This window comes from Bradyrhizobium manausense (assembly GCF_018130615.1).
In the GTDB taxonomy this organism is placed as follows: domain Bacteria; phylum Pseudomonadota; class Alphaproteobacteria; order Rhizobiales; family Xanthobacteraceae; genus Bradyrhizobium; species Bradyrhizobium manausense_A.
This window is the reverse complement of the sequence record NZ_JAFCKB010000012.1, coordinates 1-26258: the sequence shown is the minus strand read 5'-3', so window position 1 is coordinate 26258 and position 26258 is coordinate 1. Positions and strand designations below refer to the sequence as shown.

General features: G+C 64.5%; 9 protein-coding genes. 3 read left to right on the top strand and 6 right to left on the bottom strand.

Annotated features, from left to right (window positions below; all coding sequences use genetic code 11):
- The gene (locus JQ587_RS22080) at positions 1-16875 is read right to left on the bottom strand and encodes a leukotoxin LktA family filamentous adhesin (protein WP_212426687.1); all 16875 of its coding nucleotides are present in this window, start codon (positions 16873-16875) and stop codon (positions 1-3) included.
- A gap of 71 nt (positions 16876-16946) precedes the next feature.
- Positions 16947-17711, bottom strand: coding sequence for a hypothetical protein (locus JQ587_RS22075; RefSeq protein WP_212426686.1), 765 nt, complete (start codon positions 17709-17711; stop codon positions 16947-16949).
- A 287-nt stretch (positions 17712-17998) separates the two neighbouring features.
- Between JQ587_RS22075 and JQ587_RS22070 the strand changes: the two genes are divergently transcribed.
- Entirely contained in the window at positions 17999-19042 is a 1044-nt protein-coding gene (locus JQ587_RS22070; RefSeq protein ID WP_212426685.1) for an ABC transporter substrate-binding protein, read from the top strand.
- Positions 19039-21732 carry a hybrid sensor histidine kinase/response regulator gene (locus tag JQ587_RS22065; RefSeq protein WP_212426684.1) on the top strand — a complete coding sequence of 898 codons (2694 nt, stop codon included), beginning with the start codon at positions 19039-19041 and terminating at the stop codon, positions 21730-21732. Before JQ587_RS22070 ends, JQ587_RS22065 begins: the two co-directional genes overlap by 4 nt.
- 44 nt (positions 21733-21776) lie before the next feature.
- Here JQ587_RS22065 and JQ587_RS22060 read toward each other — a convergent pair whose 3' ends face one another.
- From JQ587_RS22060 to JQ587_RS22045, 4 genes are all read right to left on the bottom strand, one after another.
- On the bottom strand, positions 21777-22118 hold the full coding sequence (locus tag JQ587_RS22060) for a nuclear transport factor 2 family protein (RefSeq protein ID WP_249148787.1): 342 nt from the start codon (positions 22116-22118) through the stop codon (positions 21777-21779).
- A 51-nt stretch (positions 22119-22169) separates the two neighbouring features.
- A complete protein-coding gene (locus JQ587_RS22055; RefSeq protein WP_212300530.1) occupies positions 22170-22394 on the bottom strand; it encodes a hypothetical protein in 225 nt (74 codons plus the stop codon).
- A gap of 28 nt (positions 22395-22422) precedes the next feature.
- Entirely contained in the window at positions 22423-22761 is a 339-nt protein-coding gene (locus JQ587_RS22050) for an H-NS histone family protein (protein ID WP_212300529.1), read from the bottom strand.
- Between the two features lie 78 nt (positions 22762-22839).
- Entirely contained in the window at positions 22840-23493 is a 654-nt protein-coding gene (locus JQ587_RS22045) for a PEPxxWA-CTERM sorting domain-containing protein (RefSeq protein ID WP_212426683.1), read from the bottom strand.
- A gap of 165 nt (positions 23494-23658) precedes the next feature.
- Here JQ587_RS22045 and JQ587_RS22040 point away from each other — a divergent pair.
- On the top strand, positions 23659-26258 hold a 2600-nt coding region (locus JQ587_RS22040; protein WP_212426682.1), incomplete at its 3' end, for a response regulator transcription factor.

Below are 26258 nucleotides of genomic sequence, written 5' to 3'. Positions count from 1 at the left end.
CTACCACGCCTCCGCGAGGCGACTCATCGCCGGATTCGTCATGGCGCCAATTGCCGCATCCTTCCAGCCCGGGCGACCCGCGCGCTGTCCCTGGCGGCGCAGCTTGCGGATGTCGCTGAGCCCTTCAACGTTCACGGCAGGACCAGACCCGACAGTCTCGACCGGACGCGGCGACAGCAATGCGTCGAGCCGTGCGTGGCCGGAGAGACCGAGCTGGTAGAACGTTCCTGCCCCGCTCTTCTGCGCCAGCCAGGTGTCGATCCTCTCATAGCCTTCGCCATCGACGGCCACGTTGCGCGTCATGCTGGCACCGGTGTAGCCGCTGCAGCAGTCGTGGCTCGAACCGTAATTGGTGACGCTCGCCGAGATATCACCGGTGTAGAACACCACATAGGCGTTGGTGACATTGGCGTTGCCGACCTGGCTCATCGTGAACACGCCGTCCGGCTGGTAGAGCTGGAGCGTCGGCCCATTGCTCGGCGCCGGCGTGCGGTTATTCAGCAGCACCTGCTCGGTCGCCGTGGTGAGTAGGAGCTGGCCCGGCACGTAGCCGTTCAGGATCGTCACGGAGTGCGCGTCGGTCAGGAAGTTCGCGTCGACCACCTTGAACTGGTTGACGATGATGGCGTCCGGATCGATCGAGATATTGGCGTACTTCGCGACACCGCCATTGTAGCCGGTAATGTTCAGGACCAGCGGAATCTGCGGATTCGAGCGGACTTGCTCGCCGTGGACGGTGATGGTGTCGGCAGCGAGGTCGAGCTCCCTGACCACGCTGACCCAATTGATGGTCAGGTCGCCCGACGAGGTCATCCTGACGACGTCGCCGCTGATCCGGTCGAACGAGACCGGTCCGGCCACGTCGAAACGGGTATCGCCACTGGCCGAGATTGATCCACCGCGAAGCGAGCCGGTGTCGGACTTGACGATCAGGTTGCCCGCATCGCCCGGGATACCGGTCGTGGTGAGCTGGCTGAAGACGATGTCGTTGACCGCATGCAGGGTCTGCGTGCCGCCGCTGATGGCGGTACCGAGGGTGATCCCTCCGGCCGTCGCAGTGATATCGAGCGTGCCGCCGACATTGAGATTGTCCCACGTGACGACGGAGCCCTTCAGAAGCGCATTGCCGGTCGAGGCCGTGAGGCTGTGCCCCATGTTGGTGCCCGCGGCGATCAGGCTCGCCGAGCCATTGGCCGAGACAGAGCCCAGCGTCGCCACGCCGCCGGCCATCACGGTCTGCGCGAGGATGAAACCGTTATCCGCATTGACGTTGATGTTGCCGACATCGCCATTGATGCCAGTCGCCGTCAGCGCGTTGAAGGTGACGTTGTCGTGGGCGTGAATGGTCTGCGTGCCACCGCTCTGTGCGGTCTGGAAGGTGATGCTGCCCTCGCCCGCGGTCGCGCCCAGCGTCGTCGCGACGTTGAGGACGTTCCAGTTGACCGGGCCGCCGGCGGTCAGCAGGCCTGAGCCGGTTGCCGCGGCAAGCGTGTTGCCGGTGATGGTCGTGGCGGCAAGCAGCGTCGCCGAGCCATTGGCGGAGAGCGTTTGCGCAAGGATGAAGCCGTTGTCCGCATTGACGTTGATGTTGCCGGCATCGCCATTGATGCCCGTCGTCGTCAGCACGTTGAAGGTCACGTTGTCGTGGGCATGGATGGTCTGCGTGCCGCCGCTCTGTGCGGTCTGGAAGGTGATGCTGCCCTGGCCCGCAGTCATCCCCAGCGTCGTCGCGACGTTGAGGACGTTCCAGTTGACCGGGCCGCCGGCGGTCAGCAGGCCCGAGCCGGTCGCCGCGGCAAGCGTGTTGCCGGTGATGGTCGTGGCGGCAAGCAGCGTCGCTGAGCCATTGGCCGAGAGCGTTTGGGCCAGAATGAAGCCGTTGTCGGCGGTGACGTTGATGTTGCCGACGTCGCCGGCATTGCCGGTGGCGGCGAGCGCGTTGAACGTCACGTTTTGGCTCGCGTGGACCATCTGCGAGCCGCTGGTGCTGGCCGTCCCGATCACGATGCCGCCATTGGCGGTGACGGCGCTGAAGCCGCCGCTCGCGCCCGTCACCATGCCCGCCACCACCTGGTCGAGCGTCAGGTTGCCGGTGCCGAGAATGTCGACGTCGCCTTTCGCCGCCGACAGCAGGCTCGCCTCGATGTCGGTGAGAGCCTTCAGGTAGATTCCGCTGTCGGCGGTGCTTGCCGACAGCCGCGCGGCGCTGAGGGCGAGCCGGTTCGTGGTGCTGCCGATGCCGTTCGATGCGTTCAGCGAGACTTCGGCGCCCGAGCCGGACGCGACGAACTTGGTCTGGCCGTCACCATTGTCGATGATCGCGCCGAGCGAAGCGACGCCACCGGCGGTGACGATGATCGACGGCGCGCTGCCGGCCGCGGCGTAGGACAACGACGAGTTGAGCTGGCCGATCGTCGCATCGCCTGTGGTCGTCACCGAAATCACGCCGGCCGCGTTGATAGCCGAATAGGCGCCCATCGACAGCGTCCCGGCCACCAGGGTCACCCCGTCAGGCGCGCTGGTCGCAACCACAGGCGCCGCGCTGGTGCCGGCCGCAAAGGTCATGCCGCGGTTGGCGAGGAGTTGCATCAAGCCGCCGCTGGTGAGATCGGCATTGATGGTGAGCGCGCCGCGCGCCACGTTCAGCGTCATCGCGCCGCCGGCCGTCAGCGCGCCATAGGGACCGCTGGTGCCGACCGCGAGATCGCCGGTGACTGCGAGAAGGCTGAAGTCACCGCCCGCGGAGCCGGTGACGGCGCCGGAGATATTCACCTGCAGCGGCTGGAAGGTCGAGCCGTTGAAGCCGATGTTGCCGGCGGCGCGCAGATCGAGGTCGGTGCCCAGAATGTGGATCGCGCTGCGGTCGGCAAAGCCGGCCTCGCCATAGATGCTGCCGGTCGCGGCCAGTTGGATCTCGTTGCCGGCCGAGATGTTGCCGAGGATGAGGTCGCCGGTGGTCTGCTTCACATAGATGCCTTGTCCGGACGAGACCTGGTCGAGCTGGTCGTTGCCCGGGTTGGCAAAGGCGATCTGGATTGCATTCGCGTTGTTGGCAGGATTGCTGCCGGCGGTACCGGGTGCGCCGATATTGCCGTGCTCAGCAATGAGGGTCAGGTTGGCGATATCGCCCGAGATCACGGGCACGCCGGTCACGCCGGCGGCAGCGGTGATGCCGGTCACCGCGTCGAGCTTGACGTCGCCGCGGCCGGTCACCTGGATGCCGTTGGCCTGCGCCGCCGTGATCGGGCCATAGCTCGCGGTGACGCCGCCGAGCGTAAGGCTGTTCTTGCTGCCAAGATAGACGTTCGATAGCGCGTTGGCCGAGATCGCGGTCGGGTTGTCGAGCACGACGAGGTTCTGCTGCGACAGGCTGACCGTATAAGTCACGACGTGGGTCGTCGGGTCCGTGACCGCGCCGACGGTGAGCTGGCCGGGACCGGCCGATGAGAGCAATGCCCGCTGGTCCGTCGTCAGCTGCGAGGAATCGACGCTGGTGAAGGTGAACGTCTGCGGCGCAGCCGAATTGCCGACCGAACCATGCGGCGCGTAGAGCATGATCTGGTTCGCGCTGATGTTGGCGGCGACGTTCGGATCGATCGGCGGCGGTGCCGCACCGACGGCCGACGACGAGACCGTGTAGGCAAGCTGGCTCTGCGTCCACTGCGCGCCCGCGGTGATGACGCCGTAGACCCGCTCGGTGCTCGCAAGCGTGTAGCTGTAGTGCGCGTTGTAGACATCAAGTGCCGTCTGCAGCGCCGTATTGGTCGGCAGGCGCTGATCGGAGGTCGCCACGCCGTCGAACAGTTTTGCGAACAGGGTCGACGACAGCGAACTGCCGAACACGGTCGCCAGCGGATCCGCAGGCGCCGCGCCGAGCAAGGTCGTCAGCGAGCTCTTGAGCTGGTCGGTGTTGATCTTTCCGAGCAGGAACTGGTCCCGCAGGAACCGCGTCGTCGCCTCGACCTGCATCTGCGTCGTCGTGACGTTGGCGGGATCGATGCCGAGCTTGGCCGCCACCTGCGCCCGCAGCACCGTCAGGCCGACCGAGGTCGGGTTGTAGGTGCTGCCGTTCGCGAAGGCGATGTTCTTGAGCTGGAAATAGTCGTTGTAGGCCGACGTGACCATCGACTGGTAGCTGTTGACGGCGGCGGTGGCGGGGTTGCCGTTGAGCAGGTCGAGATTGGCCCAGACCGACTGGAGATGCGCGCTCTCCGCCGCGGTGATACCGGCGGCCGCCCGGCCGTTCAGGATGCTGGCCTGGTTGCCGTCGGAGCCGGCCGCCTCCAGGAACACCGGGCCGCCGGTCGACTGCACCGTGCCGAGGCGCAGATCACCCTTCGACTGGACGATGTAGGTGCCGGTCGCCGAACTGCTGTCGAGAACGCCGCCGTCGACGGCGCCGCTCGCCTGCACCGTGCCCGTCGCCTGGATCACCAGCGGATTGATGTTGGTCAGGGTGGAGGCGCCGTTGACGACGGCGCTCGTTGCGCCGATCGCCCCGGCGGTGGAGTTGATCTCGATGTTCTTGCCGATCACGACGGGGTTGGCGACGTTGTAGGCGGAGGCCGAATTGATGTCGCCGGTCGCCGACAGGAAGACGCTGCCCTGCGGCGTGGCACCTGCCGAATTCACCTTCACCTGGTTGATCGACAGCGAGCCGATCGCAGAGATCGCGATGTCGCGGTCGATCGAACTGGCCGTCAGGCTGCCGCCATAGATCTGCACCTGGACGGGAGCCTTGTTGGTGCCGAGCGTGCCGATGCCGCCATCGGCCGACAGCGTCACGCTCGTGCCCGAGATCACCGGGTTGTTGGCGTTCGCGGCGACCGTGATGGACGAGTTGGCGCCGGTGGCGTTGAACGTCGTCGTGCCCTGAAGGTTGTTGATCGACCCGTTGATGACGATGCCGGAGGTCGAATTGACCACGACGTCGCTGCTCCCGCCACCGGTGAACTTGATGTTGATCGGGTTCGACGCCTTGACCGTGTTGGTCAGCGTGAGCGTCAGGTGATCATAGATCGCCTGGTACCAGTTGAACTGGGCGTCCGCGCCGCAGCACTTGTCGGCGTGGGTGTTGAGCGGAATGATGTTGCCCTGCGCGTCCACGCCGGCCGCCCAGTGATAGCTGCCGGTGGCGGTCGTCACCTTCTGGTAGTTGCTGCTCTGCGTGCCCGAAACCAGGCTGGTCGCGCGGGTCCAGCCCGCCGGCGTGAACGCCCAGCCGTAGTCGAACTGCGTGCTGGTCGGCGAACGCTCCACTGTCGCGGTGTCGACCCACTGATAGAGCATGTTCTGCTGCGTCGCGTACTGGATGCCTGCCGTACCGGTCCGAGCTGCAAGCATCGAGGCGTCGAACGCGTTCGCGGTGACGCTGTTGACCTCGTACTTCGACACTTGCTGGTTGCTCGCAGCCTTGGGATCGTAGACCCACCACGTCGTCTTGCTCTGGAGCTGATCGACGATCTCGACCACGCTCTGGGCGCTGGCGCCGGTGTTGATGGTGTTGGTGACGAGCTGGAGTCCGCTGGTGTTGTTGACCTTGATCGTGCCGGCGCCGCCCTTGATCTCGATGTTGCCCTGGGTCTGGGTGTTGTCGGTCGAGGTCGAGATGATCTTGCCGTTCAGATAGACGTAGCCGCCCGCGCCCTGCACCACGCTGTTCATGACGAGCTGGTCAGTGAGAGCGTTGTACTTCACCCCGATCTTGGTGTCGCCGCCGACCTGCGTCGTCACAGAGCCCGATACGTCGTAAAAGACGCCGTTCCGCGCATTGGCCTGGGCCGCGGCAAAGTCCGCTCCGTTATTGCGGTTCTTGAGGCCGTTGGCGCCATAGATGGCATCATACGCCGCGGCGCCGATGTCGACCGAGTAATTGCTGCTCGAGCCGGCCTGGATGGTGCCGTTGATGTTGATCACCGACGCCGAGATGATGACCGCCTGGCCGGTGATGGTCCGGGTGGCTGTCGCGGTGGCCGGCGCATCCGCGGTCTTCGGCGTGATCGCATCCGGCTGGATGTTGATGACCTGGAAGAAGCCCGAGCTGTCGCAGGCTGACGCACAATTGAACGGCGTCTTGTAGGGACCGCTATCCGTGTAAACGTTGCGGCCGTCATAAGTCGTTTTCTTCCACTGCGCGAGCACGACATTGGTCGAGGTCGACGACTGCCCCTCGATGATCTTGAGCGTATTGATGTCAGGAACGCTGCCGGCGTTCTCATTGCCGTTGCCGGGCGCGCCATGGCCCACCGGCAGGAAGATCGACGAATAGAGCGAGGTGCCGTCGTAGTACGTCATCAGCATGCGCGCGGTGAAGATCGTGCTGGCGTCGGCGTTGGCGACCGGCTGATACACGCCGTGGACGCCGTCGGCGCAGCAATAATAGAAATACGGATGATCCCCGCCCGAGGCGATATGCGGAGCGGACGCGTAATCGCCGTAGGCGCCGAGATAGGTCGCCGCCGTCATCACCGCCGTCAGCGCGTCTGTCGGACGGTCCTCGGTCGTTTCCCATTGCGAGGTGACCGCGCTGCTGCTGTCGTAGAAGCTCCCGATACCCCCGAGGAAGGTGAACGTGCCTTTGGGCACCACGATCTGGACGGTTGCCGCGCTGAGCGACTCCGACGCGACGACGCTGCCGAGATTATTGATGATCTTGAGCAGGCCGTTCGCGTTGTTGACGGCGCCGTTGAAATAGATGTCGGGCGTGCGGGTCAGCACGTTGCCGTTCTGGTCGATGCCTTGACCGCTGTCGGGATCCAAACGGTTGTAGGTGGCCGAGACGTCGATGACCGGCGTCGCGCTCGGCATCGCGGTGAAGGTCACATTGGAATGCGAGTCCGGGTCGACATGGTCGATCTGGCGGTAGGTGATATTTCCTCCGGTCACATCGGTGACCGTAAGGTTGCCCAGGCTCATGAAATCGAGGCCCTTGTTCTCGATCTTGATCAAGGGCGAGCTGCGCGCGATGACGGCGGGCGCTGCGGGATTCGAGCCGCTGTTTCCGGTCAGCTTCTGCGCCAGGATCGAGACGTTGCCGGCGGACACCAGCATGTCGCCGAACGCGAAGGCGTTGCCGGGCGCGTCGGAGGTGAACGGCGCCTGCTTGATCAACGTGTCGATCTGGCGCTGGATGTCGCCGGTCGGATCGGTGCCGGACGGCGACATGCTGGCAGGCGCCGCGGGCGTCGCCGCCGCGAGCTGGGAGCGAACTTGCGCCGCGGTCAGGCCGGTCAGCGTCGCCAGCTGGTTGACCACCAGCTGGTAGGGATTGAAGTTGCCGACGATGGTGTACTGGACCGCCTGGTGGTTCCAGCTCATCACCGGGCTCAAGTGATTGACGTCGGAAACGGACTCGAGGGTCAGCTCGGAGTAAGGGCTGGTCGTGCTCAGGGTCGGCGCGCTCGCGCCGAGCTCGATCGTGACGGTCAGGTCGTTGTTGATGCCCGCCACCACCAGACCATTGAGTGCGACATCACCGGTTCCGCTGGTGTGGCTGTGGTTGTCGCTGTTCTTGGCGCTGAAGATGTCCAGATACGGATTGTAATTGCTGCCGTTGCCGGCGGCCGTGACCTGCCCCTGTGTCGCACCGAGGTAAATGTTCTGCACGCCGAGCACGCTCGAGGTGTTGGCGAGCGTCAAGCTCGTGGTGTCGTCGGCATTGGCCGTGCCGCGGTAGAGCGTGGAGATCGGAACGACGGTGTTGTTGTAGACGACGGTGGTCGCCGTCGCCTGCACGCTGCTGAAGGCGCTGCCGTCGCCCGCGAGACCGGCGTAGATGGTGATGTCGCCCCAGGCCTCGACCTTCGCGTTGTTGCCGACGTTGACCGCCTGGGTGGCGTGGACCCAGGTGTTGGTGCTGGCGCCGACGCCGGCGATCGCGCCGTAGAGGCTGGCGTTGGCATTGTTGGCCGCCGCCATCTTCGCAGCCGTGCCGACATAGATCTTGCCGGCGCTGAAGAGCTCGCGGGCATTGATGTTGACCTGAAGTGTGGCGTTCGCGATCATGTCGGACTCGGCGCCGCCGCCGGCAAAGAAGCTCGCCGTAGCCAGGCTCACCGTGTCGTTCGTATTCAGCGTGTTGTAGGCCTCAATGTTGATCACCGCGCTCGATGTCCGCGGATCGTCGTTGAGGCTCAGGACGGTCCCGGCGTCGATATTGGTGGTGACGGTCTGGGTGACGGTCGAATTGCTGAGCGCCGCGGCACCCGCGAACATGCCGCCTGAGCCCGACCGCGCGCCGCCGCCGGCCTGATTGACGATGTCATTGGAGATGACATCCATGTTGCCGCCGGCGGAGTTGATGATCAGGTGCGTACCGACCTCGGCGGTCGTATCCGTGGTGACGGTGTTTTGCGCGCTGCCGCCGGAGACGCCGGCGGTGGAGGCCTGATAGGCATCGCCGCTGGCGCCATAATTCGTGGTGTGCTTGGCGCTGATGTTGAGACCACCAAAATAGAGCGTGTTGTCTGTCCCGTTGCCATCCATCCGCGCCTGGGTGGTCGCAGTCGAGCTGGTGGTCGCCACCGCCGCGGCACCAGCATAGGTGCCGCCTGCGCCGACGACAGCATTTGCGGCGTTGACATCGACGCCGGTCGCGGCGATCCGGAGAACACCGGTGTTGGTCGCCGACGTGATCGCGCCCGCCCCGAGATAGGCGTAGGTGTGCGCGCTGGACGAGACCTGCGCGACGCTCGCGCCCAAGGCCAGGAAGCCGGACGAAAGGCCGGTCGCCTCCGCGTACTGGGCGCTGTCGTTTTCGGCTGCAATGGTCACGTTTGCGTTGGGAAGCGTAATTCCGGTCCCGCCATAGGCATTGACTGTCGCGTTCTCCGAAGCCTTGGCGTAGCTGCCCTGGGCACCGATCAGCGATCCGCCACCGCCTGCGAGTGCCCAGGCGTAGATCGTCGTGCCGCCTGTCGGGACCAGCGCCATGGCGGCCACGGAGACCGCGCCGCCTGAGAAGATGGTGTCGTTGCCGATATCGGCCGTGACCTGGGCCCCGACCGTCGACTGGGCGACGGCGACGCCGACCGCACCGCCGCCGACCGAAACGCCGATCGCGCTGCTCGACAAATTGGGCGTGATCGACGCCGACACCAGCGTGCCAACCCCGGTCGCGGATGTCGCGATCGTGGCGCCCGCGCCGATCTCGGCGGTCACGCTCGAATTCTCGTGGGCCTCGGCGTCCGCACCGACGCCTGCGACGATACCGCCGCCGAGCGCCGTTGCGGTCGTCGTCAAGGTGCCCGCACCTTGCGCACCGACCCCGAGCGTCGAGGTGTTGATGTTGGCCCCCTGCAGCACATCTGCCGAGACCGTGCTCGACCGGCTTGCCGTCGAGACCGAGGCGCCGACCGCCGCGGCGCCGGCGGTGACACCGCCGGTGAAGACGATTTGGGTCGTGGAATCCTGCGCCATCACGGCGACGCCGGCGCCGCCCGTTCCGGTCACGGAGCCGCCGAGCTCGGCCTTCACGTGATTGGAGACATTGCCGACCGCCACCGCGGCATCCGCGCCGAAGTAAAGTCCGGCTCCGCCCGCGATCGCCTCGGTGTTGATGGTCTGGCCGCCGTAGGCACCGCCGCTGGCGTCCTTGACCACCGCCGCCACCATGATGGACGGCGCGGCGACCGCCGAACTCAGATTGGCCGTCACATTGCTGCTGACACTGGTGTAGCCGATGCCGGCACCGATGCCGACATTCTTGCCGAAACCGGCGCCGAGCAGGTACATCTTGGTCGCGTTGGCGCTGGTGGCGGCGACATTGACCTGCTGCGTGGTCGCGACGCTGCCGCCCGCGATCTGCGCGGTGACACCGTCGGAGCCGCCGGCCAGCACGGTGCTGACATCGTAGGTCGACGTGACGTGGGCGTTGTTCGGATCGCCGGCGGTGCCGCTCGCGACCGCATCGCCGCCGTGCGAATTGCTGGTGCTGTTGTTGACGGCCGTGATGGTGCCGTTGTTGTGGCCGTTGCTGTCGCGCTGGTCGAGCTGCCCGGTTTCCTGCTGCTGCGTATCTGCATCGGCCGTGTTGGCGCCGATGATGATGACGCCGACCGCAGCGCCGATGCCGACGCTGCCGCCAACGCCCGCGGTGACCGCGTAAGACAACACTTCCTTGGTGCTGAGCGCGCCGACATTGATCGCGCCGGAGGAGTTCAGGTCGCTGTTGTTGATTTCCGCAGTGGTCTGGCTCTTGAAGACGAGCACGTTGGCGGCCGCGCCGATACCGACGCCGGAGCCGCTGGCGCCGATCGCGATCGCGCCGGCGATCTCCTTGATCTCGACGTCCTCATTCGCGCCGACGGTAACCGCGCCGGCCGAACCACCCGCCGGCGAGCGCAGCGTGGTGTCGTAGACACCGGCGATGGTGGTGTTGTTGGCGATCTCGATGTTCGCCATGCCGGCGATCGCGGCCGAGCCGGTCGCGAGCGAGCCCCCGACCGAATAGGCCTGGAAACGATCGACCGTGTTGGCCTCGACGTCGAGCGCGCCGCTGAGATTGAGCGCGGTCGTGTGGGTCGAGCTGCCGCCGTGATAGGCAAATTCGTCGCCGACATAAGCCTCGGTCCGGTTCGCCGAGACCTGGACCAGGAAGGCTGCGGAGACCGCGGCCTGGCTGCCATAGGCCGCCGAGCCGCCGGCCGAGTAGATCGCGGTGGTGTCATAGGCATTCACGGTGAGCGACGACGCCGTCATCCCTCCGCCGTCGACATAGGCCTCGGTGGTCGCCGTGAAGACGTTCAGGGCGACCGAGCCCGTGTTAAAGCCGACGCCGATCGAGGACGCATCCTGCTCGGCATTGGCCTTCACCGTGACCGCGCCGGCCGTTGCGGTCGTCGTCGACGACAGGCTGCCCACGGTCGCGTTGGTGATTGTGGCCATCGTGGTGCGCGACATCGTCGTCGAGATGACGGTCGCGCCGCCGCCGCCGGTGCCGGTCGGCGGCACGATGCCGGCGCCGAACGCGCCGGAATAGGAGAAGCTCGAGGCCGCGACGTCGATCTGCGGCAACAGACCGGCACTGGTCAGGCGCGTATCGATGCTGGCGCCGTCGATGTAGGCCTTGGTCGACCCGCTCAGCACCGAAGTGATCGGGTTGATCATGATGGAGATGCCAGTGCCCGCAGCAACCGTCATGACGTTGGTGACGACCGCCTGGTGCGAGCTCGCGACCACGGCGAGGCCCTTCACAATATCCTGGGTCTCGCTCAGGTCGGGCGTATTGTCGGTCGGAGCCTGGAAGCCGCTGAGATCGCTCGCATGCGCCAGCGTGCCGCTGTTGACCGACAGCGTGTCGGTGGTGCTGGTTCCGAGCGCATCGACCTTGGTGTTGGGTCCGCTGATATAGGCCGAGGTGCTGCCGGTGATCTGGTTCGTCACCATCGAGCCGGCGCCGCCCGCCGGGCCCTTGGAGATCGAGAGCGCACCGGCGGACACGACCACATTGTCGTTATTGCCAGCGATCACCGCGACGTTGTTGTTCGCCTTGACGTCAGCGCCGCCTGTGGTGCCCAGCGCAGCGCTGTCTGTGATGCTGGCCGTGACGTTGGTGCCCATCAAATTGGTGGCAACCGAGCCCGCAAGCCCGACCTGCGACGAGATCGCAATACCGACCGCAACCGTCGAGATGGTGGCGTTCGAGCTCGCGCCGACGGCAACGGTGCCGGTCGAGGCCACTTTCGTGCCGGTGATGCCGGCGTTGACATTGTTTGCGATGTTGCTGTTGACCAGCGACAGGCCCGCAGCGGAGCCACCGCTCGGCGCGATCGCGGCGACCGCGGCCGAGCCGGTGATGCTGGAATTGTCGGCAGCGCTGACCGTCACGTTGCCGCCCGACACCGTCGAATTCACTGAATTCGACAGGCTGTTGCCGATGTTGGCCGAGACAGTGTTCGTGATCGAGCTGATCGTCAGGGAGGCAGTACCGGCGAACTGCCCGCTGGCTCCGCCGATGCCGAGAGCGACCGACTGGATCGACGAGGAGTCAGTTGCGCTCACGTTGACGCGGCCGATCGTCGTCATCTGCACGTTGGCGATGTAGGCCGAATGCGTCGTCGCGATGGTATCGTAGACCAGCGAAGCGCCGATATCGTTCTTGGCGGCCTCGATGACGCCGGCAACGGAGATGATTCCTCCGCCAGGTCCGCGACCAATACCTCCATTGAGCGCAGCCCCGCTGAAGTCGACGCAGTTCTGCCCTCCGGTGCCGCCGTGGGTCGTACAGGTGTCCGACGCGAGGAGCCCGTTGTTCGACGTCTTGACCAGATTTCCGAGTGCAGTGTCCAACGCCGACACGTCGCCGCTGTCGGCGATAACGCTGACGCCCCCGACATTGATGCTGACCGTCGCGCCGCTGTCGATATAGGCCGTCGTGGTCGGCGAGATCTCGTCGACCACGATGGCACCGGTCAGCGAATTGCCGTTCGTCGATGCGCCGCCCGATGCCGCGCCGGCCGCTATCACGCTGGCATTGTCGGCGAGCACCTGCAGCGTGTCGTAATTGGAGATCGAGCTCGAGAGGATGTGGGCGTCGGTTGCCTTCCCGCTCGTGGGATCAGAGATCGAAGCATAGGTCAGCGCGATGCCGACACCCGCCTTGCCACCCGAGAAATAGAGGACGCCGCCGCCGATCGCGATATTCGTGGTCTGGTAGGCGTCGACCTCGAGGGTGCGGTTTACAACGCCTGTCCGGCCCGTGATGGTCGAGTTCTCGATATAGGCATTGGCGCTGTCGGTGATGATGCCAACCGAGGCCGACAACGAGGCGGAATTGGCCTTCGATCCCGAGATGCCCAGCGCGACGACGGTCTCCGAGCCGCCGTTGAGCGCCATAACCTTCACTGTATCCTGATTGTTCAGCGCGGTGTTGTAGATGTAAGCGAGCGTCTTGTTGCTGGACATCGCCGACGCGATGGCGCCGCCGACGGCTACGCTGGTCGATCCCTCGCTTCCGGCCATGTTGGCCGCAGCCGAGCCGGAGCCATTGTCCAGGATGGTGTCGTTGAGCGCCTGGACGAGCGTCTTGGTGCTCACCAAGCTCGTCGTGGTGTATCTATCGATCGTCCCGGCGTTCTTGATATAGGCGCTGGTGCCGAGCGAGACGTCGCTCACCGACGAACTGCCGGCGAGATCGATGCTGAAACCGCTGGTGCTCGATCCGGACTTCCCTGAGACCTGGCTTGCACCGGCTGTAATGCCGGCAGTCCCCCCGGTTGCGGCCGTCGTGACCGCCTGCGCCTTGGTCGCGAAGCTGGACACGCCCGGCTCCGAGATCGCAGCCGCCACCGAGGCCGCCGTGATACGCCCCGACGTCGCCGCGGAAATGATCAGATTGTCGGCATGGACCGAGCCGGTGCCCCCGCCGGTTCCGGAGAACGGATCATCGACGTTGAACGCGCCGCCGCGGATATCGTTGCTGTTGTCACCGATATAGGCCGCCGTGTCGGCGGTCGCGCCGAGATAGGCGACGGCGAGACCGACCGCCGAATTGGCGCCGATCGAGACCGCGCCGGCAATCGACAACATCGACAGGTCCTGCGCGGCATAGACGTTGACGGTCGGCGCCGAAACCGTGGCCCCTGCCCCGATCGACGCATGGGTCGTGTTGTCGACCAGCGCCATCGACGTAATGCCATTCAGTGCCAGCGAACCCTGCGCCTTGCCCGACGTCGGCGCGACACCGAAGAACTGGTCGGTGGTGAGCGCTTCGACGGAGATGTTGTCGCTCGCTGAGACCGTCGCATTGGCGGCAACACCGGCGATCGTGTTGTTGGAGAGCTGGACCAGATTGAGCGAGCCGCCGAACGACGAGCCTCCGGACGTATTGCCGATCCAGCCGAACGTGCCGATGTTGCCGGCGACGTCGATCGAGGCGGTATAGGAGCTCGCCGTGACGGCGAGCGTTGCGTCGAAGGCCTGGGTGCCGTTGTTGAGATTTGCCGTCCACGCGCCACTGCCGCACGACGCGACGGTGCAGGTCGCAGTCAGGTTTGCGGCGGTCGCGACCCACGCCGTGGTGTTGTTGTGGACGATGAAATTGTTCAGCGAACCGGAAATTCCGAGCGTATCGCCAGCATCCGCGCCTGCGTTCGCGTAGCTGGTGATGATGTTGCCGCTGACGCCAAGGCTGCCGTTGAGATGGCTGATCACGTCGGTGAGCCCGGCCCATTGGGTCCAGGTGTTGGTGATCGGCATCGACGTGTTTGCGGCGACGCCGATGTTCGGCGCGCTGATCGTGACGCCGTCGCCGATATAGGCATTGGAATTGTGGGTGTAGGTGCCCCACGCAACGGCAGCGCTGATCGCGTAGGACTGGCCGTCGATCGGGCTCGAGGTGATCGCCGCGGTCGTCGAATTGTTGCGCACGCCGATGTCGGTCACGTTGGAGACCACCGCGACGTTGCCGGTCGTGTAGATCGAGGGCGCGCTGCCGCTCGGATTGGTCGCGATCGCCGCGGTGGCGTTTTCGGTGCTGTTGGCGAGTGTGAGGGCGCCGGAGGCCTTGAGGTTCAAATCGGCCGTGATCAGCGTGCTGGTCATCTGCGACACGATGATACTGGTCGGTGCAGAGCCGACGGCCGCGACACCCTGCAGGCCCGCGATCAGCGTGGGCGTGCCGGTGATGGTCGATGCCATGGTCGAGTTCGACGTGGTGTTCGAGACGGCATTGACCGTCACCGGACCGGTCATCGGATTGGCGCTGGTTCCCAGCGATGATCCCAGCGTGGCGTTGGCCGAGGTGTTGATGTTGCTCATCGCCATCGCGCCGCCGACATTGCCGTTGAGCGCGGGATTATCCAGCGCGACAGATGTCGCAGATGTCGAGAAGCTGTTGTTGTTGGTCGCGTAGATGGCGAGGCCGCCGGCCGAACCGCTCGCCGTTCCCGCACTCAGGTGGGCGCCGGTCTCGACATTGGCGTTGGTCGTCACCGAGGCGTTGGAATAGGCGAACGTTGCCACCACGGCCGCGCTGGTGGTTGCTGCGATTGCAGCAACGTTCACCGTGGCGCCGTTGGTGGAGGTGATGTTCAAGTACCCGCCGGCGTTGATCGTCGCACCGTTTGCGACGTTGGCGGAGACGTTACCGATGACGTTGCCGACCACGGCCGAAGCGCCGAACGGAAGACCACCGCCAATCGTGGAGGCAAGCACCGGATCCGCTGCCGTTTCCGACCCGGTCGCGGTGATCAGGACGTTACCGCTCGCGGAAATGTTGGCATGACCGTTGATGGCAACGTTGGCCGTCGCGCTCGCGGCGACATAGCCGGCATTGACGCCGAGGTTCAGCCCCGCAACGGACTCGCCGAGCATCGCGAAATCTCCGGCCACCGAGCTCAACATGTTCGACACGGCCGTCGAGGTCGCGCCGATGTTGATGTTTCCGCCGGTGATGATGCCGTCAACCGTGATGCCGGTGGTCGCATAGGCGTGGCCGGACACCAGGGTCTGACTTGCCGTCGCAGCGAGGGTGACGCTGCCGTCGGTGTAGCTTGTTCCGGAATTGACCGCCTGGGCCAGAATTTTCGCGCCGCTGACGATGTTGATCGTTTTCGCGTCAAGCTCGACATTGTTGGCGTTACCGGTCGAATGACCGTTGACGTCGAGACGGCGGGCATCGATCAGCGCGTGCGCGGCGAGCGTGATCGAATTGTCCGCCTGCACGACATAGGTCGCACCGGCGCTCAGCGCCGCGATCGCGTTGGCGACGGACGTGTTCGACAGGGTCACGCCGGTGTCGCCCTGCCCCGCATCGCCGATGACCACATCGGTCGGGTCGATCAGCAGCGTGCCCGCCTTGCCGATCGGCGCGCTGAGGTTGATGGAGACGCCGCTGCCGATATCGATGACGCCGTTTCCGCTGAGCTCGACCAGGCCCGCATTGCCCGCCTTCGAGCTGGCACTGATCGCCGCACCGCTCTTCACGGTCAGGTCGTTGCCGGCCTTGACGAGGATGCCACCCGCATCACCCGTCCTGCTCGCAGTCGTCAGTTTCGCATTCTTGCCGATCTCAGCGTTGTTGCCGGCCACGACCGCAATCGTGCTCGGCGTCGTGGTCTTGCTGCGCGCCGTCAGACGTCCGTTGACCGTGGCGTTGTTGACGGCGCCGATATGGATCGAGCCGTTGCTCACGGTGATGGCGCTGGCGCTGCGCAGGCCCTTCGAATTGACGGAGGCGGCGAACTTCGCAGCGTGGTCGAGATTGGCGATGTCGCGCTGGCTCGCGCCGCCGACGAGGACGTTCTGCCCGGTGAGGCGGACGCCGTCGATGGCGTTGATCCGGCCGTAGATCCTGACATTGCCGTCCGGCGAGACCGGGAATGAGCCCGCCATCAGATTGCCGACCGCCGTGCCGTTGATCGCCCCGCCCGGGCCGATCAGGCTGTCGGTAAACTCGCGCGTCGGCGTCGAGACGTTGAGGCTGCCGACATTCACTGCGCCGGAACGGCCGACGACGAAGCCCTTGGGATCGGCGAAATAGACGTTACCGCCGATGGCGCCGTTCATGTAGGAATTCAGCGTGCCGTTGACGTAGACCGGCGCATCGCGAACGATGTTGACGAGGTTTTGCGTGCCGGTCGGCAGTTGCAGATTGACGGTGTTGCCCTGCCCGACGCTGAACTGCGAGAACGAGTTGAAAGCGTTGACGCCCGAGACCGTCGACGTCGTAACGTTGGTGACGCTGCCCGAGGTCTGCAACGACGTACCGGTCCGTCCGTCAGGAACGATGACGTTCGCCGTCTGCGCCTGAAGGCGGACGCTGAACACCGGCAGGAAGACCATCTGCATGGCGCAGAGCAGCGACATCGAGCGGAAGCCTGCAAGTCCCTGCAGCATCCGCTCGTTGTTGGCTCGCTTCGCAGATGGTCCGCGCATTTCAGATCCTCTTCATCGGCATTGACGCCGATCCACAACCGGGTGGGAGAATGGCGTGAGATCGTCCGTGATCAGAACTGGCCCGGCGGAAGCTTGAAGACGTCGGGGCTCTTGGCATCGGCCACGTAGAACAGCAGCAGGCTCGTCGGCGTGAGCACGCGCTGGTTGTTCTCCTTGTTCTCGAACGTGCCCTGGAGCAACAGGATCACCGAACGATCCTTGGCGTCGCTGCCACGGAACATCACGATGCCGCCGTTGACGGGCATGTTGACCGCGATGGAGTCGGGCTTGAACCCTTCGCTGAGGAAGTGCGCGCGCAGGATATTGGCGTTGGAGAACAGCTTCTCCGCCGTCAGTGCCGGATCCGTGCCTTTGGACCAGACTGCGCCGATCTGGATCAGCGACTTGGACTTGTAGCCGAACACATAGGAGAGCTCGGCGGTGCCGCCGTTCGGCAGCAGTTCCGGAACAGAGAGCAGCACGCTGTGGGTCAGCTCGGACGGGTTGTCCTGCGACTTGACCGCGTCGGCCTTCGGGTTGAAGTCCTTGGTGATCGCCGCGCGCACGTCGGTCTCGTTCATGCCGAACCTGGCGGAGCGGAAGCCGTCGATTGCCTTGATCTTGTCGTCAGCGGCGGTTGCTTCGCCCGACGCTGCGGGTGCCGCAGCAGCCGGAGCGGCGGCGGCCGGCGACGCCCCTGCCGCGACCGCCTTCGGCGCCGGCGCGGCCTTCTGCTTGGGCGCTACACCCTGCTGGGTGCCTTGTGCCGCCAGCGGCCCGGCCGCAACGTTGGTGAGAAGGCCGACAAGGGCCGGGACGAGGTAGATTTTGCGCATCGTAGACCTTCGAAACAAACCTGAAACAACGGCTCAAAAATCGGCAGTTACTGGATCGGCCTCCCCGATCCGTCACCGCAACCGAGACGGAAAATGTTGCGATGCCGGAAGGCCATGCAAAGCGTCTCGGAGCAGACATCGATCGAAACAGCGATTCTCGTAGCAATACGGTATCGGGCTGCGCATGGCTGCGAATGAACATTCACAGGCCGGTTTTTTTCCTCAATTGTGGTCGCCAGGCTTTCGCGTTATGCACAGAGACAGAGGCAATTTTTGCGAAACATTTCATGATTGAACGGCCCGCTTCTGCCCGCGTTGTGCCGGCGGTCGCCCGCCGGGATTTCATTCGCCTTGCGGGCGCAACCGCCGCGGGATTCCTTGTGCTCGGCTCAACGCCGGATCGCATGCGAATCGTCGCCACGATCACCAGCCTCTCGCTCGACGACGAGCTGACCAAGCGGAGCATGACCGAAGCTGCAACCACGCGGCTCGGCGGGCTCATCGCGGGCTTGCGGCAGCGCGGCTGGGTCGAAGGGGTGAACTACCGTTTCGAGATCCGCTCCAGTTTCGGCGGACCGGACAAGATAAAGATCGCGGTGCAGGAGCTCATCGATCTCAAGCCGGACGTCATCCTGACCGGCTCGACTGTCGAAACTGCGGCCGTCATAGCGGCCACCAAGACCATCCCGATCGTTTTCGCGACATCCAACGATCCGATTGGCAACGGCTTCGTTCAAAGCCTCGCGCACCCCGGCGGCAACGTCACCGGCTTCACCAGCAGCACCGCCGAGATGGGCGGCAAATGGCTCCAGCTGATCAAGGAGGCCGTGCCGGATATCGAACGCATCGGCGTCCTGTTCAATCCGGTGAGCACCCCTCGTGGCGGGCGCTACTACCTCGACTCCATCGAGCAGGAGGCAGGCGTTACGGGCCTGACCGTCGTCCAGGCGCCGGTCGGCACGGCCGCCGAAATCGACGGCACGATCGGCCGCTTCGCCAAGCCCCCCAAGGCGGCGATGATCTCGCTCGTCGACAGCTTCCTGGTGGCGAACCGCCAGGCGATCATCGCGGCAACGGCGAAGTATCGCGTGCCCATGATCTATCCGTTCCACTACTTCATCGACGCGGGTGGGCTGATGAGCTACGGGCCGACGTTGGAGGTCAGATCGGCCGATTACGTCGATCTCATCCTGCGCGGCACCAGGGCCGGCGATCTCCCGGTGCAATCGCCGCGCAAATACGAGCTGTTGATCAACCGCACCGTCGCCAAGGCGCTTGGATTGACGATCCCGTTCACGCTGCTCGCCCGCGCCGACGAGATCCGCGAGTGAACGAGACGACCGACCAGGGAGATTTGCGGACGCCTCCGGGCAGGCTGTTCCGCAAGTATCTCTACTCGATCGTCGCCCTCGCCTTCGCGGCGCTGGCGATCAACACCGCCTTCGACGTCTGGTTCTCCTATCGCGAGCAGAAGCAGCTTCTCGCGGCGACCCAACGCGAGCAGGCCGCGAGCGCAGCCATTCAGATCGGCCAGTTCATCGGTCAGATCGAAAACCAGATCAGATGGCTCTCGCGCCTGCCCGCGGAGCTGTCGACCAACGAAGACGATCGTCTCAACGCCATTCGCCTGCTGCGCCTCTCGCCCGCGATCGCCGAGCTGACCGAGCTCGATGCACAGGGCCGCGAGCGAGTGCGCGTGTCGCGCCGCGTCGCGGACAGGATCGGCAGCAACGCCGATCTGTCCGCCTCGCCTGCCTTCCGCGGCGCCAATGAAAGCCGGGCCTATTACGGACCGGTCTACTTCTTCGGCGACACCGAGCCCTTCATGACGCTCGCGACCCGCGGGGCCGGCCGCGAGCCCAACGTGATCGTCGCCGAGGTCAATCTGCGGTTCATCTGGGACCTCGTCGCCGGGATCAGGGTCGGCAACACCGGCAAGGCCTATGTGGTCGATCGCATGGGCGTGCTGATCGCGCATCCCGATTTGTGGCCGGCGCTGCAACGGAGCGATCTCTCCGGGCATCCGGACGTGCGCGCCGCGCTCGACGGCGTCGGGCCGCCCTCCGGCGGCCTCGTCAAGGAGGATTTTTCGGGTCAGCGGGTGCTATCGACCTATGCGACGGTTCCCTCGCTCGGCTGGCTGGTCTTCGTCGAGCTTCCGCTCAGCGAAGCCTACGCACCGATCTACGCCTCGATCGGACGGTCGACGCTGCTGCTGATCCTTCTCCTGGCTTTCGCTGCCCTGGTGTCGCTCTGGATCAGCCGCCGGATGACGGTGCCGATCCAGATGTTGAGCCAGGGCGCACGGCGGATCGGCAGCGGCGACCTCGAATTGCGGCTTTCGATCCGGACCGGCGACGAGCTGGAGGCGCTCGGCGACCAGTTCAACCGGATGGCCGCGCATTTGCGTGAATCCTACGCGACACTCGAGCGCAAGGTGATCGAGCGCACCTCCGAGCTCGAGAAGGCGCGCGATCACGCCTTTGCCGAGCACGATGCCGCCGAGCGCGCGCGCAGCGCAGCAGTTGCGGCCAACGAAACCAAATCGCGCTTCCTTGCCGTCGTCAGCCACGAGCTGCGCACGCCACTCAACGGCGTCATGGGGGTGCTGCAGCTGCTCGACGACGGCAAGCTCAGTGAGCTGCAGCGCCGCCACCTCGCGACCGCGGCGGCGTCGGGGGAAACGCTGATCGCGCTGGTCGACGCCATTCTCGAATATGCGCGCCTGGAAGCCAGCACTGAGGCGCTGGAGACGCGCGACTTCCGCCTCGGCCAGCTGATCGAGACGGCGGCCGATCTGATGCGTCCACAGGCCTTCGGCAAGGGACTGACCTTCGACCTCGACCGCGACGCGACGGTCAACATCTCCGTGCACGGCGATCCCGTGCGGCTCAATCGCATCCTGCTCAACCTGATCGGCAACGCCATCAAGTTCACGCCGAGCGGTGGGATCGCGCTGAAGGCGACGGCCGAGCGGCACGACGACCATTTGCGCCTCGGCATCACCGTGCGTGACACCGGCATCGGCATCGCGCCCGACATGCACGAGCGGATTTTTGAAGACTTCGTGCAGGCCGACGACAGCATCGCGCGGCGGTTCGGCGGCACCGGCCTCGGACTTGCGATCGCACGCCGCCTCACCCGCTTGATGCGCGGCGAGCTGACGGTGGAGAGCACGCCGGGCGCCGGCAGCGTGTTCACGCTGCTCGTTCCGCTCGGTCAAGCGGCAAACGGCATCGCGCAAGGAGCGCTGCCGCTGCCATCGCGGCAGCTTCGCGTGCTGCTGGTCGACGACGATCCGGTCAATTGCGAGGTCGGCGAAGCGATCCTGCAACGGCTCGGCCACCGCGCCGCGATCGCAAGGAACGGCGCGGAGGCGGTCGCGCTTGCCCGCGATCAGGCGTTCGAAATCATCCTGATGGATCTGCACATGCCCGACATGGATGGTGTGGAGGCGGCCGCGCGCATTCGACGGCTCCCGCTGCAGCCGGTGCCGCGGATCATCGTCGTGACTGCCGACGTGTCGCGCGGCACCCGCGAACGGCTCACAGCCGCGGGCATCACCAAGGTCGTCGGCAAGCCGATCCTGATCGGTGCCCTTCGCGAGGCGATCGAGGACGAGCCCGAACACGGCGCCGCCGACGCGCCGCTCGAAACCGGCGCGTTGATCGACCGCTACTTCCTCGACGACCAGAAGGAGTTGCTCGGCGCCGCGCAAATCACCAAGCTTCATGATCTGCTGGACCAGACCGGCGAAAGGCTGATCGCCGACATCACTGCGGCGGCCTCGAGCGGCGATCACAAGCAGGTTGCGCGATCCGCGCACCAGCTCGGCAGCGCCGCGAGCGCGCTCGGCCTGGTCCGGCTGTTCGAACGCTGCCGTGACATCGAGCTGACGGCACCGGCGATGTCACCCCACGAATGCCAGGATGCAGCGCGCGAGCTCGCCGCGCTTCGCGAGGCCTCGATGGGCGCGCTGGACGAACTGCTCGCGCCCGCCGAGCCGCGCCCGGTCAGCTAGCCCCCGAGACGCCACGAGCGCTTTAGCTTGGGTTGTCCCGAGCGCTAGTGCGAAGGGCCGCAATTGAAGGTCTTGATCTTGCCGGCATGGTCGAACACGAGGACCGCACTTATGACACCGGTGCTCGTGACGTACGAGATCGCTGCTCCGTCGTGCGAGGGTCGAAGATCGTCGAGACCCGAGGCGGGATCTTCCCGGAGACGGTCAACCCAATGTGCGCGGAGGGCTTCCTTGCCGGTCAAGGTCTTCGCACCGCCGCAGTCACAATGAACCACGGCATTTTCCGCGCACATCTCCAGAATTGCTTCAACATCGCCAGCGCGATAGGCATCGAGCCAATCGACCGCGGCGGCCAACGGGTCGAAGGACATGATCTTCACCGACATGTCGTCATCGCCAGACAGGACGAGCGCCACGACTTTGCCATTTCAGAAGTATCAGTATTCGTTCTGCAGCGTGCTGCAGTGCCTCATGGCAAGCACGGCTCGCAAAGCAAAGCTTTGGTCGACCTTCCCGGCAACTTCATCAGCCTCGGCAGCTCCATCAGATGGTGCGATGGCGTTGCGGTCTTTTCGAGCGGCCAATGCGTCCAACTGCACGGACAACACCGCCAGCGCCAGCCTGATTTGGTCCAGTTCCTGCGATCGATTATCTTGATCCATTCCCCTGCGTCCATTCGACGTCGACCGTTTAGACGTGCGGCGCAGTCACTTCCACTTCGCGGATCTGAAAATCGCGAATGCTCATGCCTGCATCCAAGAGCTCGGTGACCCAGCGTGGTCGTTTGCCTCGGCCACTCCAGGTTTGGTCGGGTCGAGCCGGATTGCGGAACTTTGGTGTCACTGCAGGATAGGGACGCCGGGAATATTCGCTTCCCTGGACCCGCACGGCATTTGCCTGCAACTGAGCCAGCCGCCTGTCGAGCTCGGTTCTCTGACTTTCCAGTTTCGATGCTAGTATGGCCACGATGCTCTGATGCAGATCCCAAAGCTCATCGACAGCCATTTCCATCAGGCTTCGTTCATCCACGGTGCGCCCTCGCTGTTCTTGGCATGGAAAGCCGCCTGAGGGCGGCCTTCCCGATGACCAAAACTTGCCGGACTGCGTTCAGACGATGCGAAGTGTTGCTCCGTCCGAGCGCCGGCGATACGCCAGGAAGCCCACGCCGGCGAAGCCCAGGATCATCATCGCCCAAGTCGTCGGCTCGGGAACTGCGGTAACGGCACTCACGCCCGACAGCTCGAACTGCTTGATCTGCGAGAAGCCGGTAGCTGAGTGAAGAGTGACGAAGGTCAGGTTGGTGCCGTTGATCGAGAATGCCGTAAATTCGTTCAGGCCATTCTTGAGGTTGCTAAGGCTGGCAGTGCCGCCGTTCGAAGCAGTGATCGTGAACGGGTCAGGGCTCAGAATGTCGAAAACAACATCGGTAAACGTGAAGCCCTTCGCGATCGTAATCGTGAGGTCGTGGTACAGCGATTGGGAGAAATCAATCGAGGCGAAGCCGTTCTTGGCGTCGACGATGGACGGGCTGGTGAAGGACACCAACGGCGTTCCCGTCTGACTGCCGACATGGCCTGTGATGTCCGTGGAGAGGGCGGCGTCGAAATAGATCTTTTGCTCGGTCAACGCACTGCTCGGGCCGATTTGAACGTCGAGATTGCCAGTGACATTGACGATGGGCGCTGCGTTGGCACATCCAGCAAAAAAGACGGCCCCTGCGAAGATCGTACCTGCAACTAAGGCCCGATTGAAAATCATCATAATACTCCTGCGATGACTAATGGAGGACTAGGCGGCTCCCCGGTTAATGGTTAAAAAGGATTGGCCAAAAGGCCTCTATTTTAATCCATTAAAAAGATATTAATTGAACGCCCCGGCCCCAGCCATATGCCGGAGGACATAGAACCCCGAGACGAGGTTTAGCTCATGCTCAAGCGGTTCAAAGATGAAGGATCATTCCGGCACTGTATCCGGATAGTGATCGCTGATCGGCAGCCGATCGTCCTGCAGGGGCTCATATCTCTATTTGCGACGCAGCATGACTTCGAGATCATCGCATCGTGCAGCGATGGGACAAGTTTCCTCGAAGCAGTTCGGAATTTCGCGCCGGACGTCGCGCTTCTTTCCGACTCCCTGCCCCGCCTGACCGTCGCCGAAATTCTCGCAGTTGCGAAAACCGAAAACCTGGCCACGCGGCTGGTGTTCTTCACCGATTACGAAAACGACGACGAGCTCGCATCGGCTCTTGCAGCCGGCGCCTGCAGTGCAATTTCCAAGTCCGAGAATCCCGGTGTCGTGCTGGGATCTCTGAGGATGATCGCGGAGCGCAGCGCCTCACCGAAGCAGATCCTGGCTCAATCGGCGACCGGAAAGGAATCCGACAGCGCCAAGCTGGAAAAGATGCTGGGATTGCTAACTCAGCGGGAGCGCGAAATTGTACGACTTGTATCCGATGGCCTGTCGAACAAGGAGATTGCGCGGCAACTGCACCTTTCCCACGGCACGGTAAAGGTGCACCTCCACAACATATTCCAGAAGCTTGCGGTCAATAACAGGACCGTGCTCGCGACGATTGCGTTGTTGCAACGATCGGCCGGCTTCGGCGCGCTCTTCCTCGCCGCACTTGCCTTCGCAATCTTGGACGACGCCGAGGCAGCGAGCAGGAAGGACTCCTCGGGGGATGACGACAGCACCGCATGGAATACCGACGCAGCGCTCGAGCACGCTGAGTCCAAACTGAAGCAAGCAATCGTCCAGCACACCGTCGATGTCGGCGAGAAGATCCTGGCTTCCCCGAGAGGCCCTGCCGATGAGACGAGCCAAGGGGCATCCTCGGCAGCAAGAGCGGAAACGTTTGGGGCGGCTCAGCAGAGCGTCCCGTCCATTCTCCAGAGAAGCGACGGTCCGATTGGATCCAGCACTCCCCCACCTTCTATTTCTCCATCCTTGCGAGCGATCGATAATGGTCAGATCGCAGGCCCCGTAGCGCAGCAGCAATCCGCTCTGCTGCCGCCCGGCTCCAATCCCACGAAAGGCCAGGCCGGCTTTGGTATTTTCACGATGCTGGCCGGCGCGTGGATCTATGGGCTGGAGAGCGCCCACGCTGCGGCACACGCATCTGGTTCGAGCGAAGTGCTGGCCGACACTGCGATGGTCGCGGCCAGAGATGGCGCCGCGAAAGCGACGTCGTGGGCGAACACGATCAACCTGGCAGCCTTTGGCCCTCTGGCGGTCCTGCACTTGACGTCCGCAAACCAGTCAGTGCCGCCCCATACCCTGGCGTGGATTTACGATCCCGCGCGTAACGAAACCATCGTGTATGTGAATTCAACCGATCGCAGCCTGAACATCGGGGATGCCGGCCTGCAGGAAGTTCATATTCAGGGTTTTGTTTCCGCCGCAGACTTGGATTCCATCTTCGGTTCGCAAGCCACGGCTGTTGCTGCGGCCTTGCATGGTATCGATGCCACGTCGATCGCAAGCGACGCAGACTTTCTGACGACGAACACCGCCCATGCCTCTATTCAAGCCGGGGCAAGCGAGAGCGCAGACGGGGCGGCTGGTGTCTGGAGCATGCCTGCCGACGACGACTTGAGATTTCACTTCGGGCGCGACCGCGGCGATTCCGACGTTTCGGCGAAGCGCATAAGTTCAAGTGACGATTCTGCTGCGACCCAACAAGACAGCGACGACTCAGCTGGCGCCCCAGTTCCCGTTTCATCAATCGGAGTTGCTGGTACCAAGATAACAAGCCTTTTCGAAGACAGTCTCACATCGAAGAAGGAAGCTCTCGATACCAACAACAGCGGTTCGTCGACGGATCATGGTAAAGCGCCGGCATCCGCTGAACCTGCAGTTTTGGCGTTTGCCCCGGTAGCGGCAGTTGCCGCGCCGGCCCAATCTAGCGCCGCACCTGGCAAGAGCGCAGAGAATGGTCATTCGCAACACGCTGACGAGACGGCCGCGGACACCGCCGCAGCCAGCGGAGCGGCCGAACCAGACCCCACACCCGGCAAGAGCGAAGAGAACGGTCATTCGCAGCACGCTGCCGAGACGGCCGCAGATGCCGCCGCAGCCAGCGGAACGACCGAACCGGACACCACACCCGGCAAGAGCGCGGAGAATGGTCATTCGAAGCACGCTGCCGCGGCGGCCTCAGATATAGCCGCAGTCAGCGGAACGGCCGAACCGGACACCACACCCGGCAAGAGTGCAGAGAACGGTCATTCGCAGCACGCTGCCGCGGCGGCCGCAGATATAGCCGCAGTCAGCGGAACGGCCGAACCGGACGCCACACCCGGCAAGAGCGCGGAGAATGGTCATTCACAGCACGCCGCCGCGGCGGCCTCGGACGCAGCCGCAGCCAACGAACCGGCCGAACCGGACGCCACACCCGGCAAGAGTGCAGAGAACGGTCATTCACAGCACGCTGCCGCGGCGGTCTCGGACACAGCCGCAGCCAGTGGGCCGACCGAAGCTGACGCCGCGCCCGGCAAGAGCGCAGACAACGGTCATTCGCAGCACGC

What these genes read in the sequence shown, in the direction of transcription:
- JQ587_RS22055 (WP_212300530.1), bottom strand. Translation starts at nt 22,394, where the DNA reads ATGGATCAAGATAATCGATCGCAGGAACTGGACCAAATCAGGCTGGCG.
- JQ587_RS22080 (WP_212426687.1), bottom strand. Translation starts at nt 16,875, where the DNA reads ATGCGCGGACCATCTGCGAAGCGAGCCAACAACGAGCGGATGCTGCAG.
- JQ587_RS22060 (WP_249148787.1), bottom strand. Translation starts at nt 22,118, where the DNA reads ATGTCGGTGAAGATCATGTCCTTCGACCCGTTGGCCGCCGCGGTCGAT.
- JQ587_RS22045 (WP_212426683.1), bottom strand. Translation starts at nt 23,493, where the DNA reads ATGATGATTTTCAATCGGGCCTTAGTTGCAGGTACGATCTTCGCAGGG.
- JQ587_RS22075 (WP_212426686.1), bottom strand. Translation starts at nt 17,711, where the DNA reads ATGCGCAAAATCTACCTCGTCCCGGCCCTTGTCGGCCTTCTCACCAAC.
- JQ587_RS22070 (WP_212426685.1), top strand. Translation starts at nt 17,999, where the DNA reads ATGATTGAACGGCCCGCTTCTGCCCGCGTTGTGCCGGCGGTCGCCCGC.